We start from the raw sequence: 18346 nt of genomic DNA on the forward strand, positions 1-18346 counted from the left end.
ATTCCCATGAATTGTACAGTTCATTGTCAGCCTTTGACGGCTCCAATCATTGCGCCTTGGACGAAATACTTCTGGATAAACGGATACACGGCTAGAATCGGAAGCGTTGATACCATAATCGTCGCATATTTCAGCGATTCTTCAACAATCTGATTATCCCCCCCAATACCGGTTACATCTCCTGAGCTGGAGGTGCCGGCAAGGACCATATTGCGCAGCAGCACCTGCAGCGGGAACAGCTCCGAGGAGCGCAGATACAAGAGCGGGCCGAGGAAATTATTCCACATGCTCACCGCATAGAAGAGCGCAATCGTCGCAAATGAAGCTTTGGACAAGGGCACGATGATACGGGCAAAGATACCGATGTCATTCAATCCGTCCATGCGCCCCGACTCCTCCAGCTCCTTCGGAATGCCCGCGAAGAATGTGCGCATCAGAATCAGATTCCAGGTGCTCACCGCACCCGGCAGCACCATCCCCCACACGGTGTCGACCAGATTCAGAGAGCGGACCACAAGGAAGGTGGGAATCATCCCGCCGCCGAAGAACATAGTGACCACAATCAGCATGGTCAGGCTTTTGCGCAGCGCCATATCGCTCCGCGACAAGGCGTAAGCTCCCGTGGAGGTAATGAGCAGGGAGATCAGTGTACCCGTAAAGGTGTAGACGATCGTGTTCTTGTAAGCTACCCAGATCTTGGAGTCCTCCAGTACCACTTTATACATGTCAAGGTTAAAGCCCTTGGGCCAGATGGACACTTTATTCTGGATGACATTAGAATCACTGCTGAGCGACACCGCCAGCATGTGTACAAACGGATACAGCGTAGCGACCACAACCATCAGCAGCGCAATCCCATTGATTATACTGAACAGGTTAATCCGGAATTTCATAATAAGCACCTCTTTTCTACCATAGACTGGTTTCACTTATGCGGCGGCTGATCCAGTTGGCACTATAGATGAAGACCAGACTGATAATCCCCATGAACAGGTCTATGGAAGCACCATAGCTGAAATTACCTTGCTGCATACCGACTCTGTATACATAAGTGCTGATAATATCCGCAGTTTCGTAAATCGCCGGATTCTGCATCAAGAAGACCTTCTCGAAGCCTATCTCCAGCACCTGCCCGATATTCAGAATGAGTGTAATGACAATCGCGGGAGAGATACCCGGCAGCGTAATATGCCAGATCCGCCGCAGTCTGCCTGCTCCGTCCATTTCTGCCGCTTCGTACAGCTGGGGATCAATGGCGGTTAGCGCAGCCAGATAGATGATGGTCTCCCAGCCGATATGCTGCCAGATTTCCGAGAGTACATAAATGATACGGAAGAATCCCGGCTCGTTCATGAAGTTAACAGGCCCGATGCCAAGGCCGCCGAGCAGATTATTGATCAGCCCTCCCGTTGGCGAGAGAAACATAATCACCATACTGGCAACAATGACATTGGAGATGAAATGCGGAAGATAGCTTACCGTCTGCACGAGGCGTTTGAAGGATGCTTTCCTTACCTCATTCAGCAGAATCGCGAGCAGGATCGGGGCAGGAAAGCCGAATACCAGCCGGTATAATCCAAGTAGAAAGGTATTCTTCATCAGCAGCAGGAAATCCGGGTTTTCCAGAAACATCCGGTAGTATTTGAAGCCCACCCAGTTGCTGGCCCAGATTCCCTTGAACAGATTGTAATCCTTAAACGTGATCACCAGCCCGAACATCGGCAGATACTTGAAAATCAAATAATACAGCAGACAGGGAAGAAACAGCAGCCATAATAATTTGTTTCTTCTCCAGGTCTTCATCACCCGTTCCCTCAGCTGCGGCCGGTTCCGATTTCTCCCGGCGGTTGTCTTCGGCAGTGCATTTGCTTGCCCCATACGCATTCCCCCTAAATACTGTAGTGATGTTAGCTTATTTCCCCTTTCAAGCCGGGAGTTATGGTTGAATTATAGGGATAAAATCGGTGATAGCGCTATCAGCATGTTATATTACATATCGCCCGATTAGCGGTTTTCTTGGAATCGGCGTATAAAAAGAAGAAAGTGCATATTGTCCGTGTGAGCTTTCGGGAGCTATGATGGTATAAAAAGAATGTCCATGGCAAGGGGGAACATCATGCGCAGAAGAACGGACTTTAAATTTGCTTTCAACGCCTTGTTCGTGAAGCTAATGCTGAGCTTTCTCAGCGTTATCCTGCTGCTGGCTTCTTTCAATCTTTTCTCTCATCTATATCTGAGCAAGAAGGTCTATCAGGAGATGGTCCGCCAGAATGAGCTGGGTCTCAAGCAGACCGCCCTGAGCTACGAGAATCATTTCCGGCTGACACAGAACATCATTCTAACCCTTAACCAATCGAATTCATGGACGGCTAACCTGGGCCTCTTGAGCCAGGTCCGCGAGAACAGGCGTTATGATGTGGTCAGTGAGGTCAAATCGGATCTGGCGACCGTCTACTCCAACCCGTTCCTGCATATTGAGAACTTCATTCTCTATTTCAAAGAAGCGGATTATGTTCTTGAAAAGGATGGCACCAGCAGTATGAACGATATGTTCTCCAAATATTATGCCAGCAAGGAATATCCGCCGGATTATTGGAGCCTGCAGACGATGGGCAATCAGTACATGAAGGTCCTGCCTGCAGCTAATTTTATAGAGAGTACGATGAATTCCTCGCGTCCGCTCGGGTCGCTGCTGCCGCTGGTCACCCAGGTTCTGCCCTACAAGGAGGTCTATGGCATTGTCATGCTGAATGCACGCGAACTGCAAACGGCTTACGGGGATGGGAGCGCAAGTCCGTTCTATATTCTGGATGCAGACGGCGTCATGCTGTTCTCCACCTCGGCAGACCGGCCGGTATTAGGCGACATCTCCGGGAGCATCAGCTACCATGAGCAGGTCGGAGACCAATATTATTTCTATCAAAAAGGCGGGCAGACCGGATTCACTTATGTCCAGGTTACACCAGCCGCTGCAGTCGCTTCCGGAATGCGCCAGATGCAGCTGCTGCTGGCCGCCCTGCTGACTGCCGCCGTGCTCACCAGTATTCTGTCTTCGCTGTTCTTCAGTTACCGTCTTAACCGGCCGCTGCAGCGGCTGATTGCAGCGCTGGAGCGTAAATCGGGTACAGGCGCTGGTACTTTGAGCAGCGTGAAGGAATTCGCCATCATCGGGGACCGCATGAGCCGTATTCTGGAGACCAACCAATTCATTCAGACCGATCTGGAGCATAAAAATTCGCTGGTGCGCCAGTACGCCTACTCCCATAAAATTAAGAACATCCCCCTGAATCCCAATCTGCTGGATCTGGAGGATGCCCAAGCGGAAGACCGGCCGTATGCAGCCGTGCTGTTCAAGCTCAGCTTCAAGCAGCCGTCCCAGAGCCCGGAGAAGGATACCCTGATGCTGTGGCAGCTGATCCAGCACCTGTTCCTGGGCAGCGAAGGGGATATAGTGGCTGTGCAGCCGGAGCAGAACCAGCTCCTGCTGCTGCTGTTCCAATGCGGACCGCAGAGCGCTGTTCTTCAGACGCTCCAGACTCTGAAGGAGCTGCTGGAGGTGGAGCCGGCCTTTTATTTGACCATCGCGGTAAGTCCTGTCTACTCCGGAGAAACTCCGATTACCGGTGCTTACGGGATTCTTTCCTCACTGCTTAAAGAACGCAGGCTGAACGAAGAAACCCAGATTATCGTGGAGCCGCGCGCTTCATCGGCCCGTTCCTTTCATGTCAAGGTAACCCACGGGGAGGAGCTGTCGGGCCTTCTGCTGTCAGGCAATGAGGAAGCGGTGCTGGGATGGCTGGCCAGACAGCTGGAGCAGCTGAACCAGAAGGACGCTGCGGCCGAAGATTTCCGGGCCTTTGCCGCGGGAGCGGTGGAGCAGGCGGGCAAGACGGTAATGAAGCTGGGGTTGCAGGAGGCTGTACTGATTCAGCCAGCTCTTAAGGAGAACTTCGAGAGCTTCTATTCCACCCGGCATTATAAGGAATGGCTTCACGCCCTGGTCCGGCCGATTCTTGCCGCCATGCGGGCGAAATCCGAGACCAGGGACCCCGTCCTTGCCTATGTGCTGGACTATCTGGATAAGCATTACGGAGAGAATATCAATCTGAATCTTGTTGCAGACAAGCTGAATCTGAGTCCGGGTTATCTGTCTACCTTCTTCAAGGAGAAGCAAGGCATCAATTTCAGCGACTATCTGAACAACCTGCGGATCGGGCATGCAAAGGAGCTGCTGATGAACCTCGACCTGCGCATTCAGGAGATCGCACTCCAGGTCGGCTACCTGAATGTCAATTCCTTCATCCGTATGTTCAAACGCGCCTCCGGCCTTACTCCCGGCGAATACCGCAAAAGCTATGCCAGCGGAGGACTGCCCGCTGCGGGCGACGGGCCTTGAGGCGGTCCGCTTCCTCTGCCTCGATGTTCCATACGCACGCAAAGAAAAGGCTGCTGATTGAAGCTCAGCAGCCTTCCGTTCCAGTCTGGATTCCCTTTGGTTCCTATTTAATCACCTGCCTAACTCACAGTCAGAACCGGTTTATTGGCTGTGTTTTCTTTGCTGTTGAAGCTTATCGTTGCGCCGTTATTGTTCTCAACCTGCAGCTTGAAGGTCATTTTCTTATCGCCGCCGAGCTGGCTATTCACATAACCCGCTGCATCGATAGTGTACCAGCCGGCTGTAGATACATTAATTGTTCCAACCAGCACTGCACCTGTACTGCCCGGCTGATTGTTCCAGGTGATGCCTCCTGTTCCCGACTCTATCCATTCATCACTGCCGGTAAGTCCGTATACCTTCACAGGCGTTGACGCAGATACGGCATTACAGTACATCTTCAAGAGAGCAGAAGCAACGGGTGATCCAGTACGACCGGTAAGATCGAATCTTACAAACCCTTTCCGGTTATAGCCCTCATCCGCATCTCCCTTTACATCGACTGTTGCTGCTGTTCCATAGTTGGTTGCCGCATAGGTGCCGTCTCTTACATAGGCATCTCCATTTGTAATATAGTCGGTTGGTGCACCTGAGGATGCGCCTCCTCCCATGAAGGCGACCATCGCCATACCCGCTGCATTGCCTGATATGGTAACCTCATTGGTAGCATAATCTCTGCGGTTATCATGCCAGATCATCCGGTTGTCATTGAACTGCACGATACCCGGATCTTCCTGCCCGGTAAGCAGCGGGTCCTGCTGGTCTACAGCGTACTGGCTGCTGGTCTCAAACCCCTCGCTCCAGGCTCCGCGGAGCTGATAATTCGGGTTATTCACACGGTTCAATGTGGTTACACGGTGGCGGGGATTTTTAAACCAGGTTGTACCCGCACCATTTAACTTACTAACGCCCCACGGATTCCTTCCCAGCATGAAATCAATCTGCTGCTGGGCCAGAACCGCATATGTGGTATTTCCGGTTAATTCCTGATACATCAAGGCTTCTACCGCATTATTGCTCATGGCTTCATACGTACCCCATTTGGGTTCACTGCTGGTATTCCAGAATTGCCCGTCAGCATAATTCTTTTTCAGGTTCAGATGATTATTCATCCGGCCTGCGGCAGTATTCTTATAAGCCGGATCAAGGGAGGCAACCTCATAGTTTGCCCAGTGATAGGCTCTGGACCAGTTGAGGCTTGTGTTACTTTTGTTGTACCATTCTCCCGCACTGTCACAGAACGATTTCGCTTCTGTTAAATAGGCGGCGGTACCTGTGGCCCGGTAGAGTTCGGCAGCCGCCCAGGCCATATCGTCTTTATAGTCCGTATCCACGTAGAATTCGTCCGCATCCCCAGCAATTCCCGTCCTTGTCTTACCCCAGGTGTAGATCTGCTGGGCTGCAGTCAAATAGCCGGCAGCTAATGCAGTATTATAGACCGGTCCGGCAGAATCCCCCCATATTTTAGCTCCTAGCGCTAAGGCAGCTGCAGCTTTTCCGGCCAAGTTTGCGCCTGTACCGGCAGGGCATGGATGCACCGGACGCGCCGCGCCATAGATCGTATTGTCATTTTGCGGCCAGGTTTTGCTGCGGGAATCCAGATCATCATTCTCGACATCATGGTCCAGGCCGTCGGCTACTTCCATATACAGAATCTGGTTGGTGTTATCCCATAGCTTGAGAATGAAATCAAGACCTACCTTCGCTTCCGTCAATGCTCCGGCCGCGCCTCCGGGAGCAGGAAAAGCTTCCGGATGGTGGATATAAGTCGTTAGCATCACATCCGTAACATGTCCGATGGTGCTCAGAAATTTGATATAATCCGAGGCATCATGCCAGCCCCCGGTAAAGTCCTTGGTGCCGGAAGCACCATCCGGCTTTCCGTCAATGGATGAGTTCGTTCCCGTCATATGGCATACGCCATGATCCTGCGGACTGGTATTTCCACACCGCTGCACTTTGAAGAACTGCATGGACAGATCGGCCAGACTGCTGTAAACCGAATTGCTTATAGCGAAGACTGGGGACGTATAGGCGTTGATTTTTATATAATATCCGCTTCCGGCAGTAGTTAGTGCACTGAAATCTATAGCATAGGAGTAAGCACAATTTGCACCACCCGCGTCACCCCAGCTCCCTTTACTGGCTGTGGTAATGGTTCCGTTCAATACCGAGGTGTTGTTTGAATTAAACACATCATATCTGACTCCACTCAAGCCCGTGCTTGATAATACGATGGCTATTTTACCCGCAGCCGGACTGTATCCAACCTGGTTAACCCTTATAAATATGCCGCTTACACTAGCTTGAACCGAAATCGGTGAATTCATATCTTTGTACACGCCCTTTCATTTTTCAAGTGCAAGGTGCTGTAACTTATATGAAGCCGCCCGCCTCACCCAATCACCTCCATGAAATCATTTAAATGTCAGGCTGTAAACCGCTGTGCCTTGGAGCGGTGTACCTGCATTATAACCAGTCATATCATGGGAATTAAATCCTCATATGTTATTTTATATCGTCATTTTTACGGATAGCGAAGAAAATGAATACATAAATGGCAAAGTGTATATGGTCAGTGTCCGATGCTTCCAAGGAAATGCGGCTGCCCCCTTCGCCCAGAGCTTTAACAATTTATTAACATCCGGATTGTAGAATGCTATAGACCGTATGAAGCGGGATGAAAGGAGGGATTCACATCAGGGAGCTACTTGACCGTTACCGGGGGGATTATCAGGAGCGCACCGCCATGGTCAATACTGTATCGCTTGCTGTTAATGCAGTAATTGGCGCAGGCAAGCTGATTCTTGGCGTGTACCTCCTTTCCGGCTGGTTGATCACCAACGCCATTTATTATTTGATTCTCAGTGCGGCAAGAGGTCAGGCGCTCCACAAGTTCGCAGCCGTCAAACAAATCGAACAACCCGGCGAGAGGCTCCAGCTGGAGCACAACATATACAGGCGCAGCGGCCTGTTCCTTTGCCTGCTCGGCATCAGTTATCTGCTTGTTTCCCTGCGGATGTATGTCCTCGGGGATGCCCTTATTTTCAGCGGAAACCTTGTCTATCTCGTCGCTGCCGTTTCATTCACCAAGCTTGGGATGGCGGTTTACGGTATGACGGCCAACCGGAATTTGAAGGGTCCCATTGTATCCACACTCAAAATATTCAGCTTCACCGATGCCTTAGTCTCCATCGTAGTCACTCAATACACTCTGCTGACTATGCAGCACTCCCCCAGAGCCCTGGACAGCAGTGCTTTGCTCGGGATGGGTTTCAGCCTTTTCTTTGTATGTATAGGTATGTATATGGCTTGCACAAAAAAAGCACGCGAAAAATAATCTTCGCATGCCTTCTTTATATACAGGTAACAGAAATCGCGGATTGCGCTGCTTCTTACTCCTGCTGCCCGCCCTGATATTCGGTTTCATCCTTGCGTATTTCCCGGCCCTCCGCCTTCGCCTGTTCGAGCAGCTCCGCCGCATCATCCTGGGGCTTGTATCCGATCAGCTCCTCCAGATAACCAATGGTATAATAGTTGTCACTATTCGCCGAGGTCCCGTACAGATTCAAATATTGCAGTTCCTCATCCGCCTGAATACAGCAGTTGACCAGCTGCAGCAAATCACGCTCCGAGATCCAGATATGCCCTGCCCGCTCCGAATGGGGACGGTCATCCCCGGGGAAGTTGCCAATCCGGATATTCAGTGAAGAAATCTTGCCCTGATCCGAATAGAGGCGGCCGAGCAGCTCGATATAACATTTGCTTAATCCATAGAAGCTGTCCGGCCGGTAAGGGTCTGACGGTCCCGTTGTCTCATCCGACTTATAATAACCGGTCGCATGATTGGAGCTGGCGAATATAATGCGCCTCACCCCATTCTGCACCGCCGCCTCAAACAATTTATACGCACCCGCTACATTCCCCTGAAGCACCTTACCTAGGAAATCGTCTTCATCCTTAATCCAGGCAAAGTGGAGCACCGTATCGACATCCTTAGTAAGCTCAGCCAGCCGTGCTTCATCATTAATGTCCAGTTGGGCGATCCCCTGCTCTTCGTCTGCCTGTATATCTGCGCCGGTTACTTCATATTTGCTGTCTTCCTTCAGCCCTGTGAAGAGTGCGTTGCCGATCCTTCCAGCCGCTCCGGTCAGTAAAAGTTTGCGTTTCATTCATCCCAAGCCCCTTTCCAGCCTGCTAGTCCTAAGCATTATTAACCGCTGGAGTGGAAAAGATTACAAACGGCTTGAATTTTCCGGAAGTCATCCTGCTTATCCCCTTACAAAGTTATGATAACAGTCGTTTCTTAATGAATATACAAAAATGAATTCGCCGGCCGCCTGCAAGAACAGCAATAGCGATTAAATGTATATAATCATCAGGAGCTTAGTCCACTCTATCATTGCCGTTCACAATATAATATCGAATACCTTTGAAATGGAGTGATGATAGATGGCAACAATAATAAGCTATGGTTCGCAGACAAAAATGCCGTTAGATCCGTTTACTACTATTTTAACAGTTGCAGGGATTTCCGTTGGCGTAGAGAGCGTAATCTAGATGGCATAGTTCAAAAACCTTGTACTGTTGAATCGATCTGATTTAACTGTACTTTTTTTATGAGAACTAAAATTAAGAAAATATCTTATCAATTTCGCTTATTTTTTCTTTGTTGGCGGAGTACCAGCGCCGCTGTCACCAAGTGCAGACTATTTCAAGAACTGGCGTATCCGTATGCCGATTCTTTTTTTATGGTGCTGCCTATATGTATGGCTGCTTGATGGGAGCGCAGCATAGCAGCAATCTCTCCATAAAGAAGGGGGGGCTTATATTGAATAAGGAAGATGAGGTAAATCGTCGTTTTATCAAGTATATGGCCAATCTTATTCTTTATAACTCTATCAATTATGACAGAAAGAGACGAATGAAGGACAGCCGATTCCCGCTGACTTTGGACAACGATGAAAACCTGGAATCTGTCTTACTTACTGTTCATGATTCAGAATCTGTGCCACCAAATTTAAAAGATCACATTACGGATCACTCACTTTATCAAGCTTATGAATCTCTCTCAGCACAACAACAACAGATTTTATCTTTTGCTTACGTACAAGCACTAAATGACAAGGAAATAGCCGGATTAATGGGAGTATCCCAACAAAATGTCTCGAAACACCGCTTAAAAGCTCTATCTAAACTGCGCAGCTTGATAACGGAAGGGGAATGAATTATGAGGGAGAGTAACATTGACGGCTTGAAGAATGAAATACAAAAAAACGTAAAGCGGTGATTTTATGTTGGCCCAACTTTTAGTTCAAGCTCAGGAATACCACGATCAGGAGGCAACATTACAGGTCTTAGAATCTTTCACACCAAAGATCAAAGCCTCCTTGCGACAAGTACCCGCCGATTATCGGGATGATTTAAAACAGGAACTCTATGTCAAAATGATAGAGGTTATACAAACTTTTAATATTAGTGAATTGAAATAAAATATGGAGAGTGGTTGTAAAAAAAGAAACTCATTTCTCTTTATATACTGTGAAGACAATACGGCATTGCAGAAAACTTGGGAATGGCGCTCTGTCTATGATTCCTCCTATTGCTCTTCTCCTAATCTTAATTTCAGGAGTGATTAATATGTCGAATTTTTCTTTAGGCACCAGTGGAACAAACATTATCAAATCGTATGAGGGATTTTCCTTGAAATTTTATGGAGATCTTTATGGGTTTCCAACTGTTGGATGGGGTCATTTGATAACAAATACTAAAACATATACTAAAAATACAACAGGTAATGCAAATGATTCCCTTCTTACCCAAGCACAAGCTGATGCTCTATCAAGCTCTTTGAGCCTCGGTTATACATCACCAATTTCTCAGTCTAAGGCAAATACTTTTTTTACTGAGGATACTGCAAAAGCTATAAAGGCTGTAAATAATTTAGTACCCCCTAATGGTCATACATTTTCACAATCTCAGTTTGATGCACTTGTTTCATTCACTTTTAATGGAGGTTCCGGGGTGCTAGCAACCGGTGATGTTCAAGCTATGCTTGCATATCAGCAAATATATCCATCTTTTAATGGCCCACTTTCAACAAATGAAATTGATACTTGTTCAAGATTGGTCAGCAAAGCATTTTCATACGATAGAAATTTACAAAGACGAAGAAATGATGAAGCAACTTTATTTTGTACAGGCATGAAGTATACTCACAAGTATCCAGTATATACACTATAGTTTAATTGTTTTAGGGCATAAACAAGAAAGGTCAGCCTAAAGGCTGACCTTTCTTGTTTGGAAAATATAATCTTAATTCATTTAATCAGTAATTTTTTTAAGCTCAAAAATAGTTGCCTCTGATAACAAGATAACCCTATCGTTATTAACAATAAAAAAAGTTACACTTACAGGTATTCTAAGTTTTGTAGAAGGGTTACTTATATCTATGACTTTTACTTCATCATTTATATTTAAGTCTGGGATAAGTATTTTGTACGATCTATAAAAAGAGTCCGAGTTATAGCATGCTTCTGTAATCTGATATACTGGATTTTTTAGTTCATATTGATATTTCTTATACTTTTTTAGTCCTTTTGATGAAAAAAAGTCTTTTTCGATTACAAGTTCATCCCCGATAAATTTTTGCCCTGTTGGATATTCAGAAGCATCATTATATGAATTGGCAAATCCTAAATGCTTCTCAACTTTCCAAGTTCCATAGAAATATTTTTCAGTTTCACTATCCAAATTTATACGGTCATCAGTACAATATTCGGATGTGTTTTTTGGAATAATAGACTCTTCCGTTTCAGCTTTAGGTTCACTAGAAGTATTTGGATTTGATGTCGTTTCAACATTTCCGCAAGCCGATGCCAGCATCAACATTATCATCATACAAGCCATTAATGTTTTTTTCATATCTCATCCCCCTAACTGAATTAATCCCCCGTATGGATTAAAGTCTCCCAGTTCCATCGTTTTTATATCACCATGTACTCACGGTATTTTTTTCGGTTAAGTTGTTACTACACAAGCTCACTTTTGAACACTATATTCCCTTTTTTGCCTACCTAGCAGAAATTATATCAGAGCATTTGAAGCAATGAATGACATAAAAATAACATTATTTATGCAAAAGGTTAACTTTATGTTATCTAAATTAGAAACAACAATTATTGCGTTAATCCCATAACCTCAATACAAGAACAGATTGACTCGATATAATTAACAATCATGCCTAACCCGAACAACAGACCGCTAATTGTATGGGCTGTTGTTCCCGGAGTGATCATGCGGTAGCCCAAAGAGGTCCGTTTCTGCAATCTCACTCATGACTGGACCTCCATGCTGATGATTACCTATACAATTGTATTACTGATAATTTGCAGGAAACCATTCTTGGCAGCAGTATTGACGGTAATTGTCGGACTTTTGAAATCAACCTGGCAGCCAAAGGCTTCTGAATGAAAAATCGTCACGGTACCGCTGTCCGGTTTCAATTTCACCTGAGTCTTGTTCTTGGTAAGAATAATTTCAGAGTTAGTCCCGGCGACCTTGACTCCCAGATTCTCGCTGATTACACGCAGAGGAACCATCGTATGATTGTTTTTGACCTCGGCGCCCGTATCGTAGGAAATTACAACACCGTCAATCTTAATTTGCAGCTTATCCGCTGCCGCATGGGCAGGTGAAGAAGAAACGGAAGAAACCGCTAACCCAACTACAACCATCATTCCTGCAAGAGCTTTTTTCACTTTAGCCAACACTTTTTTTATCCGAATCTGGCTTCCAGTCTACTTCGTTTTTCTCTCAATTTTTCCCACTATGATTATACAAAGAATGTAAACATTTGTTGCGTAATTATACAGCGTAAAAATAACATAAGAAAGCTAAAAATATAGCAAGAACACCGGGCTGCTCTCCCCGCCCCCTCTCCGGCTCGGCCAATCGCTCAAAATATCGCAAAACATGATGCGGAAAAACAGTTCCGCTCTTAATTTATAATGGAAGCGTAGCGCTGCAATTAATGGTAAGCGGTTTCAAGAAAAGCAGGGTCATATCTTTGCGGAGGAGGGCAAGTGAACATAACTTTTGTCAAAATGATCAGAAATTGCTTAGAAAAGGAGATTCATATGAGGAAAAAAAGCTCAAAGCTGCTCCCCCTGGTGTTGATACTTTCATTACTGCTGTCAGGCATCTCTTACGCCGATGTAACCTCTAATTACGTTAACCCGCTTATGGGCGGTGCTGATCCTACCGTGGCCAGGGCTGCTGACGGTTATTACTATTCTGCATCTTCAGGCGATAATAACATCACTTTGAAGAGGCATGAAACCATTCTCGGCGTATCTACGGCCAAAAGCAAAGTGGTCTGGAAGAAGCCCGATAACTTCGGCTATGTGTGGGGTCCATATGTCTACCGGCTGGACGGCAAGTGGTATCTGTATTTCTCTTCCGGCCCGGAGGACAGCTTCGGATATGGACATCCAAGCTCCTACGTTCTGGAGAACGCATCACCCGATCCTTTCGAAGGAACCTGGGAGCTGAAGGGCGAATCCGCCAATGAAGACAGCGACGGGCAGGTTACGGTCAAGCAGGGACTGCTGAACACGGAAGGCTACGGTTTGGCCTGCGGCGTGGTTACGATTAAAGGGGAACCCTACTTCACCTATACCAAATACTATTATTTCACGGACCCGCAGAATCCGGAGAATACGAAATTCGATGAGAGTCCGACGATTGTCAAAATGAAGAACCCGTGGACCCTGGAGGGGCCGGAAGGCACGGTGGCCAAACCGGAATATGATTGGGAAAAGAAAAACGATAATATCAACGAAGGCGCTGCGGTAGTCGAGAGAAACGGTAAAATCTATTTTGCCTACTCGGCCAGCAGCTTCATGAATGATAACTATGCGGTTGGCGTATCCGTTGCGGATGCATCCTCAGATGTGATGAATGCGGATTCATGGGTCAAATACCCTGAGCCTGTGATGAAAAGATCGGATGAGAACAGCTCGTATGGCCCCGGCTCTCCCCTGTTCCTGAAGTCCGAAGACGACAGCGAGGATTGGATTCTGTATCACGGCATACCGACCCATGGGCAAGGCGGCGGGAACAGAGGCATAAGAGCGCAGCGGATTCACTGGGATGATAATGATTTCATCAATCTTGGCATTCCTTCCAACCCCGGCACAGTCCTGAACAGACCTTCCGGAGAAGAGAGAAGCGAAATCTATGAAGCCGAGGAGGCAAAGCTGTCGGGAGTAGCGAGAATCCCCGGAGGAACGGCTTATGCTTCGGGCGGCGTATACCAAAAATACAATAACAGCAGCACTAATGACTATATAGAGTTTACAGTAAACACTACTGCTGGCGGGACCTACTCGCTGGATTTCAGATACAACAATAACACGGCGAATCCGGTTACCATGAAATTAGGCGTTAATGGGGGAGCAAACCGCGATCTTTCCTTCCCTTCGAATGCCGGATTTGAGGCGAATTTCGATCTGAAATCGGTTTATAACCTTCCGCTTAACGCCGGAAGCAACACAATCCGCCTGTCCGGCAAGAGTGCTTTGGCTCTGGATGCCATGATTATCAAGCGCAGCACCTTGTATGAAGCAGAAAATGCCGTGCTGTCCGGAAATGCAAAGGCCGACGCAGATCATCCGGGTTACAGCGGAACGGGATTTGCCGGAGGACTCTGGACTTCCAGCTCTGCAGTTTCCTTCAAGGTAAATGCCGCTGCTGCCGGCAGCTATTCGGTTAAGCTGGGCTACAGCCTGGGATTCAACGATGACCGGACGCTGACTATGTATGTGAACGGGCAAAAGCTTAAGCAGGTCGATTTCTTCAGCCTAAAAAGCTGGGACAGCTGGGCCGACCGCTATGATAATGTTTTCCTTCAAGAAGGGGAAAATACGATCACTTATAAATATGACGAAGGCGATACCGGCAACGTCAATCTGGACTTTATAACCGTAACAGAAGCCACTACCTGGCATTATGGAGCAGAAGATGCCAAGCTGACTGGCGGGAACGATGCTGCAGTGGTTTACGCCAAAGACGGCAATCTGGGAACAGGTTATGTCACCGGGCTGTCCAAAGCGGGTTCGTCCGTGGAGTTTGCGGTAAATGTGGAGAATGCAGCCTCTTATGATGTGAAGCTGAGATATGCCAAAGAGGCTGCAGGCACAACCTATGGCCTGTATTTGAACGGCACGAAGATTAAGAATATTACCCTCCCCTCTACCGGCGGACTTACCGTCTGGAAGGAGCAGCTTGACACGTTAAGTCTGAAGGCGGGTAAGAACACAATTACTTATAAGAATGAAACAGGAAACTCCGGCATTCTAAGTATGGACAGTATTCACCTTAACAAGCGTACTCCGTGGAGATATCAGGCCGAGGATGCCACCCGGCAAGGAAGCCTCAAGGTTGTCAGGGATCATTTATGGTATGAAGGCAACGGGTTCGTAGGCGGATTCGAGCAGACCGGGGACACGCTGAAGTTTGAAGTAAACGTCCCTAATACAGCTGACTATACGTCGACTTTGCGGTATTCCGGGGTACAAAGCTCGAATATTACCATGTCGATGACGGTTAACGGACAGAGAATCAAGCAAGTGTCCTTAACCCCGACAGCGAATTGGGATATCTGGGCTAACAGTACGGAGTCCGTGAATCTCAAAGCCGGCAAGAATACAATTGAATTCATCCGCGAACAAGGAGATACCGGCAGATTCAATGTCGACAGTCTCACGATTGATAAGACGAGCGGCGGATTTATGAGCTCGATTGCGGGCAAGATCATTCCGGAGAAAATGGTCAAAATCCAGCCCAAGCACAGCGGAAAAGCATTGGATGTGGACAGAGTCTCCAGTGATCCGCTGGCGGTGATTAACCAGTGGTCTAACGGTGACGGTAATAATCAGCTGTGGAGATTCCTGGATCTCGGCACAGGCTATTACCAGATTCAGTCGGTCCAAAGCGGCCATGTGCTCGACATTCTTCCCGGTTCAGCAATCCAGCAGCTGTGTCAGAATACGAAAGCTTCCGGAACGATACCGGATACGCAGCAGTGGAAGCTGGAGAAAGACGGAGATTACTACAAGATCATTAACAAAAGCAATAATAAAGTAATCACTGTAGAAGGAGCGTCCAAGAGTGACGGTGCAGCAGTGAGAGTTGCGGATGATCAGGCGAAGGATAATCAGCGGATGAAAATTGAAGTCCGTAACCTCAGCAATAGTGAAATCAGCGCTCTGACCGAGCTGAACGGGCGCTATGATATTACTTTTGACGCGAATGGCGGAAGTCCGGGACAGACAGTCGTTCAGGCTGCATACGGCGAGCAGTTAACGGCTCCGGCCGTAATGAATAAAGGTTATGTGCTGGAGGGCTGGTATAACGAATCCGAGAAATGGGATTTTGCTAATCAGACCGTGCCGGGAGTAATGACGCTGACGGCCAAATGGAATCAAAAGGCGCCGGAGGTGCAGATTGTCAGTGAAGGCTTGATGCGGGCGGGTTCAGCTGGAGTACTCCGCGCCGCCGGTAAAGGAGAAGGAACCCTGTCCTTCACCTGGTACCTCGACAAGGGCGATGGCTATGATTATGGTGAGCCGGTCGGTTCGGGCGACAGCCTGACGCTGGCGGCGTTGACAGAAGCGATGAGCGGCTACCGGTATAAGGCGGTTGTGGCAGACGATAGCGGCTTAACCGGCGAGCAGGAATATATATTGCAAGTGCTCCCGGCTGCAGTAGAGTGGATTCCCCCTGCCTTTGCGGTAGATTTACCTTCTGCCATGGACGCCGTTGAGGGCGAACCTTTGACGCTGCTCGTTGATGCAACAGGTGACGTAGCGTCTATCGGTTGGGAAGTAAAACGTCCGGACAGCGGGGATTGGCTGCCGCTAACGAGTGTTACCGGTGCAGTATACCGCTTCACGCCGGGAATGGAAGATGACGGAACGCAGTACCGTGTGGTGCTGACCGGCAAAGCCGAGATGAATCCGGAACGTATCACCGGAACGGAGCTGGTGCTCAAGGTCTATCCGGCACATGAAATACCGGTGGTCCAGTCGTTTACGGCAAGTGTAAATCCGGTAAAGGAAGGGGATTCAGTTACCTTTAACGTTGTAGCCAATTCTGTGTATGGAGAGCTGAGCTACCGCTGGCTGAAGAACGATCTTGTGCTGGATGGTGCGGCCGGGAGCAGTCTGACACTGGATAAGGCTGCTATATCTGATGCAGGGGCATACAAGGTTGAGGTTATGAACACCCGTATGATCGGGGAGTATGCTTATATGGATGCGGTCGATACAGAGACGATTGAGCTGACTGTCAACCGTCAGCCGGTAACACCAACAGATCCTCCGGCGACACCAACGGACCCGCCGGTGACAGCAACAAGTCCGCCTTCATCTACGGCGAAGCCTGCGGCAACACCACAGCCTACCGCAACGCCGGGACCTTCGGCTGCAGTCATAACAGCTGCTCAGCTGAGCAGTCCTGCGGTGAACGGGGTAGTTACAGTCCAGGTAGGGCAAGCGGCTACGGTTGAGCTTCCGGTGAATGCCGGGACACTGCTGGGAACCCATTCCCTGCGTGTACAGGGAGACGGAATAGAGCTGGTACTGACGCCGGAGCTGCTGAAGCAGCTGGCGGAAGCCGTGCCTGCTGCCGGGAGCAGCGGCGCTAAGATTGTGCTGAAGGCGCAGCATAAGACACTGGAAGCTGCGAAGCTGAAGACAGAAGCTGGCGTAGCGCTGGCAGGCAAGCTGATGGATTATGACCTGAGTCTGGTAAAGGCTGACGGGACAGCGATCCATCTGGAGGATTATCCGGTTCCGGTGAGCGTCAGCTGGCCAGCGGATGGGCTTGATTCGAGGCTGCTTGGCCTGTACCGTGTGAGCAGTGACGGTACACTCACTTATCTGGGCGGAGCAGCTGAAGCGGGCAGATTAAAGGGACTTCTCGAGGGCAGCGGCACGTATGCGCTGCTGGAGTATTCCAAGCAATTCAGCGATGTTCCAGTCACACACTGGGCGTTCGAAGCCTTGCGTGAGCTGTCTGCGAAACATCTGATCAAGGGAATCTCGGAGCAGGCTTATCAGCCGGGCCGGAATATTACCCGGGCTGAATTCGTGCAGCTGATGGCCGGTGCGCTGCAGCTGGGCAGCGGCGGTAGCAATAGTGGCAACGGCATCGGGAACGGTGCCGGCAGTGGCACCAGCGGGAAAGACAGCGGGAACGGCGACAGCGGCACCAGCGGGAACGACAGCGATAACGGCAGTGGCAACAGCGGGAACGACGCCAGCATTGGCAGCATCGCATTCGCTGATGTTCCGCAAGATGCCTGGTACAGGGATGCTCTTTCCGGCATGGTGCAGGCAGGGCTGATTACCGGACGGAGTCCGGTATCCTTCCAGCCGAATGCAGAGATCAGCCGCGAAGAGATGACTGTCATTCTGATGCGGGCTTATAAGCTCCAGCATGGTGCAATCCCGGCCGCTGCAGACATCACTTCTATGAAGGATGCTGCGGACATCTCCGGCTGGGCAGCAGAACATGTAGCCGCTGCGGCCTCACTCGGCTTCGTGAACGGACGGGCTGACGGTACCTTCGCTCCGAAGGCTGCCGCCACCCGTGCAGAAGCTGCGCAGATCCTGCTGAATTATTTGAAATAAGTCTAGCACGGAAACAGAGTGTAGCTGTTCTGCAAGGCATAAATAAGGCGCCCCCCCGGATACAGTTCCTGGGGGAGCGCCTCTTATATATCCTATGACTATAAACTTCTACTTCTACTTCTACTTCTACTTCTACTTCTACTTCTACTTCTACTTCTACTTCTACTTCTACTTCTACTTCCCAAACGGTATGCACGAAATCTTTTCCCGAAGC

Annotated in this window: 12 protein-coding genes; 6 read left to right on the forward strand and 6 right to left on the reverse strand. The window is 48.7% G+C overall.

Annotated elements, in window-relative coordinates:
• Positions 1–26: 26 nt before the first annotated feature.
• Positions 27–893, reverse strand: coding sequence for a carbohydrate ABC transporter permease (locus GC101_RS10865; protein ID WP_171717261.1), 867 nt, complete (start codon positions 891–893; stop codon positions 27–29).
• Positions 894–909: 16 nt separating this feature from the next.
• Positions 910–1803 carry an ABC transporter permease gene (locus tag GC101_RS10870; RefSeq protein WP_246354292.1) on the reverse strand — a complete coding sequence of 298 codons (894 nt, stop codon included), beginning with the start codon at positions 1801–1803 and terminating at the stop codon, positions 910–912.
• Between the two features lie 313 nt (positions 1804–2116).
• Between GC101_RS10870 and GC101_RS10875 the strand changes: the two genes are divergently transcribed.
• Positions 2117–4396: a helix-turn-helix domain-containing protein gene (locus GC101_RS10875; protein WP_171717263.1), complete on the forward strand. Its 2280-nt coding sequence runs from the start codon at positions 2117–2119 to the stop codon at positions 4394–4396.
• Positions 4397–4515: 119 nt separating this feature from the next.
• Here the strand turns inward: GC101_RS10875 and GC101_RS10880 are convergent, their stop codons facing one another.
• Positions 4516–6765 carry a glycoside hydrolase family 9 protein gene (locus tag GC101_RS10880; protein WP_171717264.1) on the reverse strand — a complete coding sequence of 750 codons (2250 nt, stop codon included), beginning with the start codon at positions 6763–6765 and terminating at the stop codon, positions 4516–4518.
• Between the two features lie 419 nt (positions 6766–7184).
• Here GC101_RS10880 and GC101_RS10885 point away from each other — a divergent pair, with 419 nt between their 5' ends.
• Complete coding sequence (locus tag GC101_RS10885) at positions 7185–7775, forward strand: hypothetical protein (RefSeq protein WP_246354281.1); 591 nt, start codon at positions 7185–7187, stop codon at positions 7773–7775.
• A gap of 55 nt (positions 7776–7830) precedes the next feature.
• Here the strand turns inward: GC101_RS10885 and GC101_RS10890 are convergent, their stop codons facing one another.
• Complete coding sequence (locus tag GC101_RS10890) at positions 7831–8607, reverse strand: NAD-dependent epimerase/dehydratase family protein (RefSeq protein WP_171717265.1); 777 nt, start codon at positions 8605–8607, stop codon at positions 7831–7833.
• A 659-nt stretch (positions 8608–9266) separates the two neighbouring features.
• Between GC101_RS10890 and GC101_RS10895 the strand changes: the two genes are divergently transcribed.
• The 3 genes from GC101_RS10895 (at position 9267) to GC101_RS10905 (ending at position 10678) form a co-directional block, all read left to right on the forward strand.
• Entirely contained in the window at positions 9267–9662 is a 396-nt protein-coding gene (locus tag GC101_RS10895; RefSeq protein ID WP_171717266.1) for a sigma-70 family RNA polymerase sigma factor, read from the forward strand.
• A gap of 67 nt (positions 9663–9729) precedes the next feature.
• Positions 9730–9927 (forward strand): helix-turn-helix domain-containing protein, encoded by a 198-nt coding sequence (locus tag GC101_RS36900; protein ID WP_171717267.1) that lies wholly within the window; start codon positions 9730–9732, stop codon positions 9925–9927.
• A 148-nt stretch (positions 9928–10075) separates the two neighbouring features.
• The gene (locus GC101_RS10905; protein ID WP_171717268.1) at positions 10076–10678 is read left to right on the forward strand and encodes a lysozyme; all 603 of its coding nucleotides are present in this window, start codon (positions 10076–10078) and stop codon (positions 10676–10678) included.
• Between the two features lie 81 nt (positions 10679–10759).
• Here the strand turns inward: GC101_RS10905 and GC101_RS10910 are convergent, their stop codons facing one another.
• The gene (locus tag GC101_RS10910; protein ID WP_171717269.1) at positions 10760–11359 is read right to left on the reverse strand and encodes a hypothetical protein; all 600 of its coding nucleotides are present in this window, start codon (positions 11357–11359) and stop codon (positions 10760–10762) included.
• Between the two features lie 440 nt (positions 11360–11799).
• The gene (locus GC101_RS10915) at positions 11800–12195 is read right to left on the reverse strand and encodes a stalk domain-containing protein (protein ID WP_171717270.1); all 396 of its coding nucleotides are present in this window, start codon (positions 12193–12195) and stop codon (positions 11800–11802) included.
• A 378-nt stretch (positions 12196–12573) separates the two neighbouring features.
• On the opposite strand from GC101_RS10915, the gene GC101_RS10920 reads away from it, so the two are divergent.
• Positions 12574–18132, forward strand: coding sequence for a CBM35 domain-containing protein (locus tag GC101_RS10920; RefSeq protein WP_171717271.1), 5559 nt, complete (start codon positions 12574–12576; stop codon positions 18130–18132).
• The last annotated feature ends 214 nt before the right edge of the window (positions 18133–18346 follow it).

It is taken from the genome of Paenibacillus phytohabitans (assembly GCF_013141775.1).
Taxonomy (GTDB): Bacteria; Bacillota; Bacilli; order Paenibacillales; family Paenibacillaceae; genus Paenibacillus_AQ; species Paenibacillus_AQ phytohabitans.

Bases quoted from the DNA above. Each gene is read 5' to 3' on its own strand.
- GC101_RS10865 (WP_171717261.1), bottom strand. From the start codon at position 893: ATGAAATTCCGGATTAACCTGTTCAGTATAATCAATGGGATTGCGCTG.
- GC101_RS10870 (WP_246354292.1), bottom strand. From the start codon at position 1,803: ATGAAGACCTGGAGAAGAAACAAATTATTATGGCTGCTGTTTCTTCCC.
- GC101_RS10875 (WP_171717263.1), top strand. From the start codon at position 2,117: ATGCGCAGAAGAACGGACTTTAAATTTGCTTTCAACGCCTTGTTCGTG.
- GC101_RS10880 (WP_171717264.1), bottom strand. From the start codon at position 6,765: ATGAATTCACCGATTTCGGTTCAAGCTAGTGTAAGCGGCATATTTATA.
- GC101_RS10885 (WP_246354281.1), top strand. From the start codon at position 7,185: ATGGTCAATACTGTATCGCTTGCTGTTAATGCAGTAATTGGCGCAGGC.
- GC101_RS10890 (WP_171717265.1), bottom strand. From the start codon at position 8,607: ATGAAACGCAAACTTTTACTGACCGGAGCGGCTGGAAGGATCGGCAAC.
- GC101_RS36900 (WP_171717267.1), top strand. From the start codon at position 9,730: ATGTTGGCCCAACTTTTAGTTCAAGCTCAGGAATACCACGATCAGGAG.
- GC101_RS10905 (WP_171717268.1), top strand. From the start codon at position 10,076: ATGTCGAATTTTTCTTTAGGCACCAGTGGAACAAACATTATCAAATCG.
- GC101_RS10910 (WP_171717269.1), bottom strand. From the start codon at position 11,359: ATGAAAAAAACATTAATGGCTTGTATGATGATAATGTTGATGCTGGCA.
- GC101_RS10920 (WP_171717271.1), top strand. From the start codon at position 12,574: ATGAGGAAAAAAAGCTCAAAGCTGCTCCCCCTGGTGTTGATACTTTCA.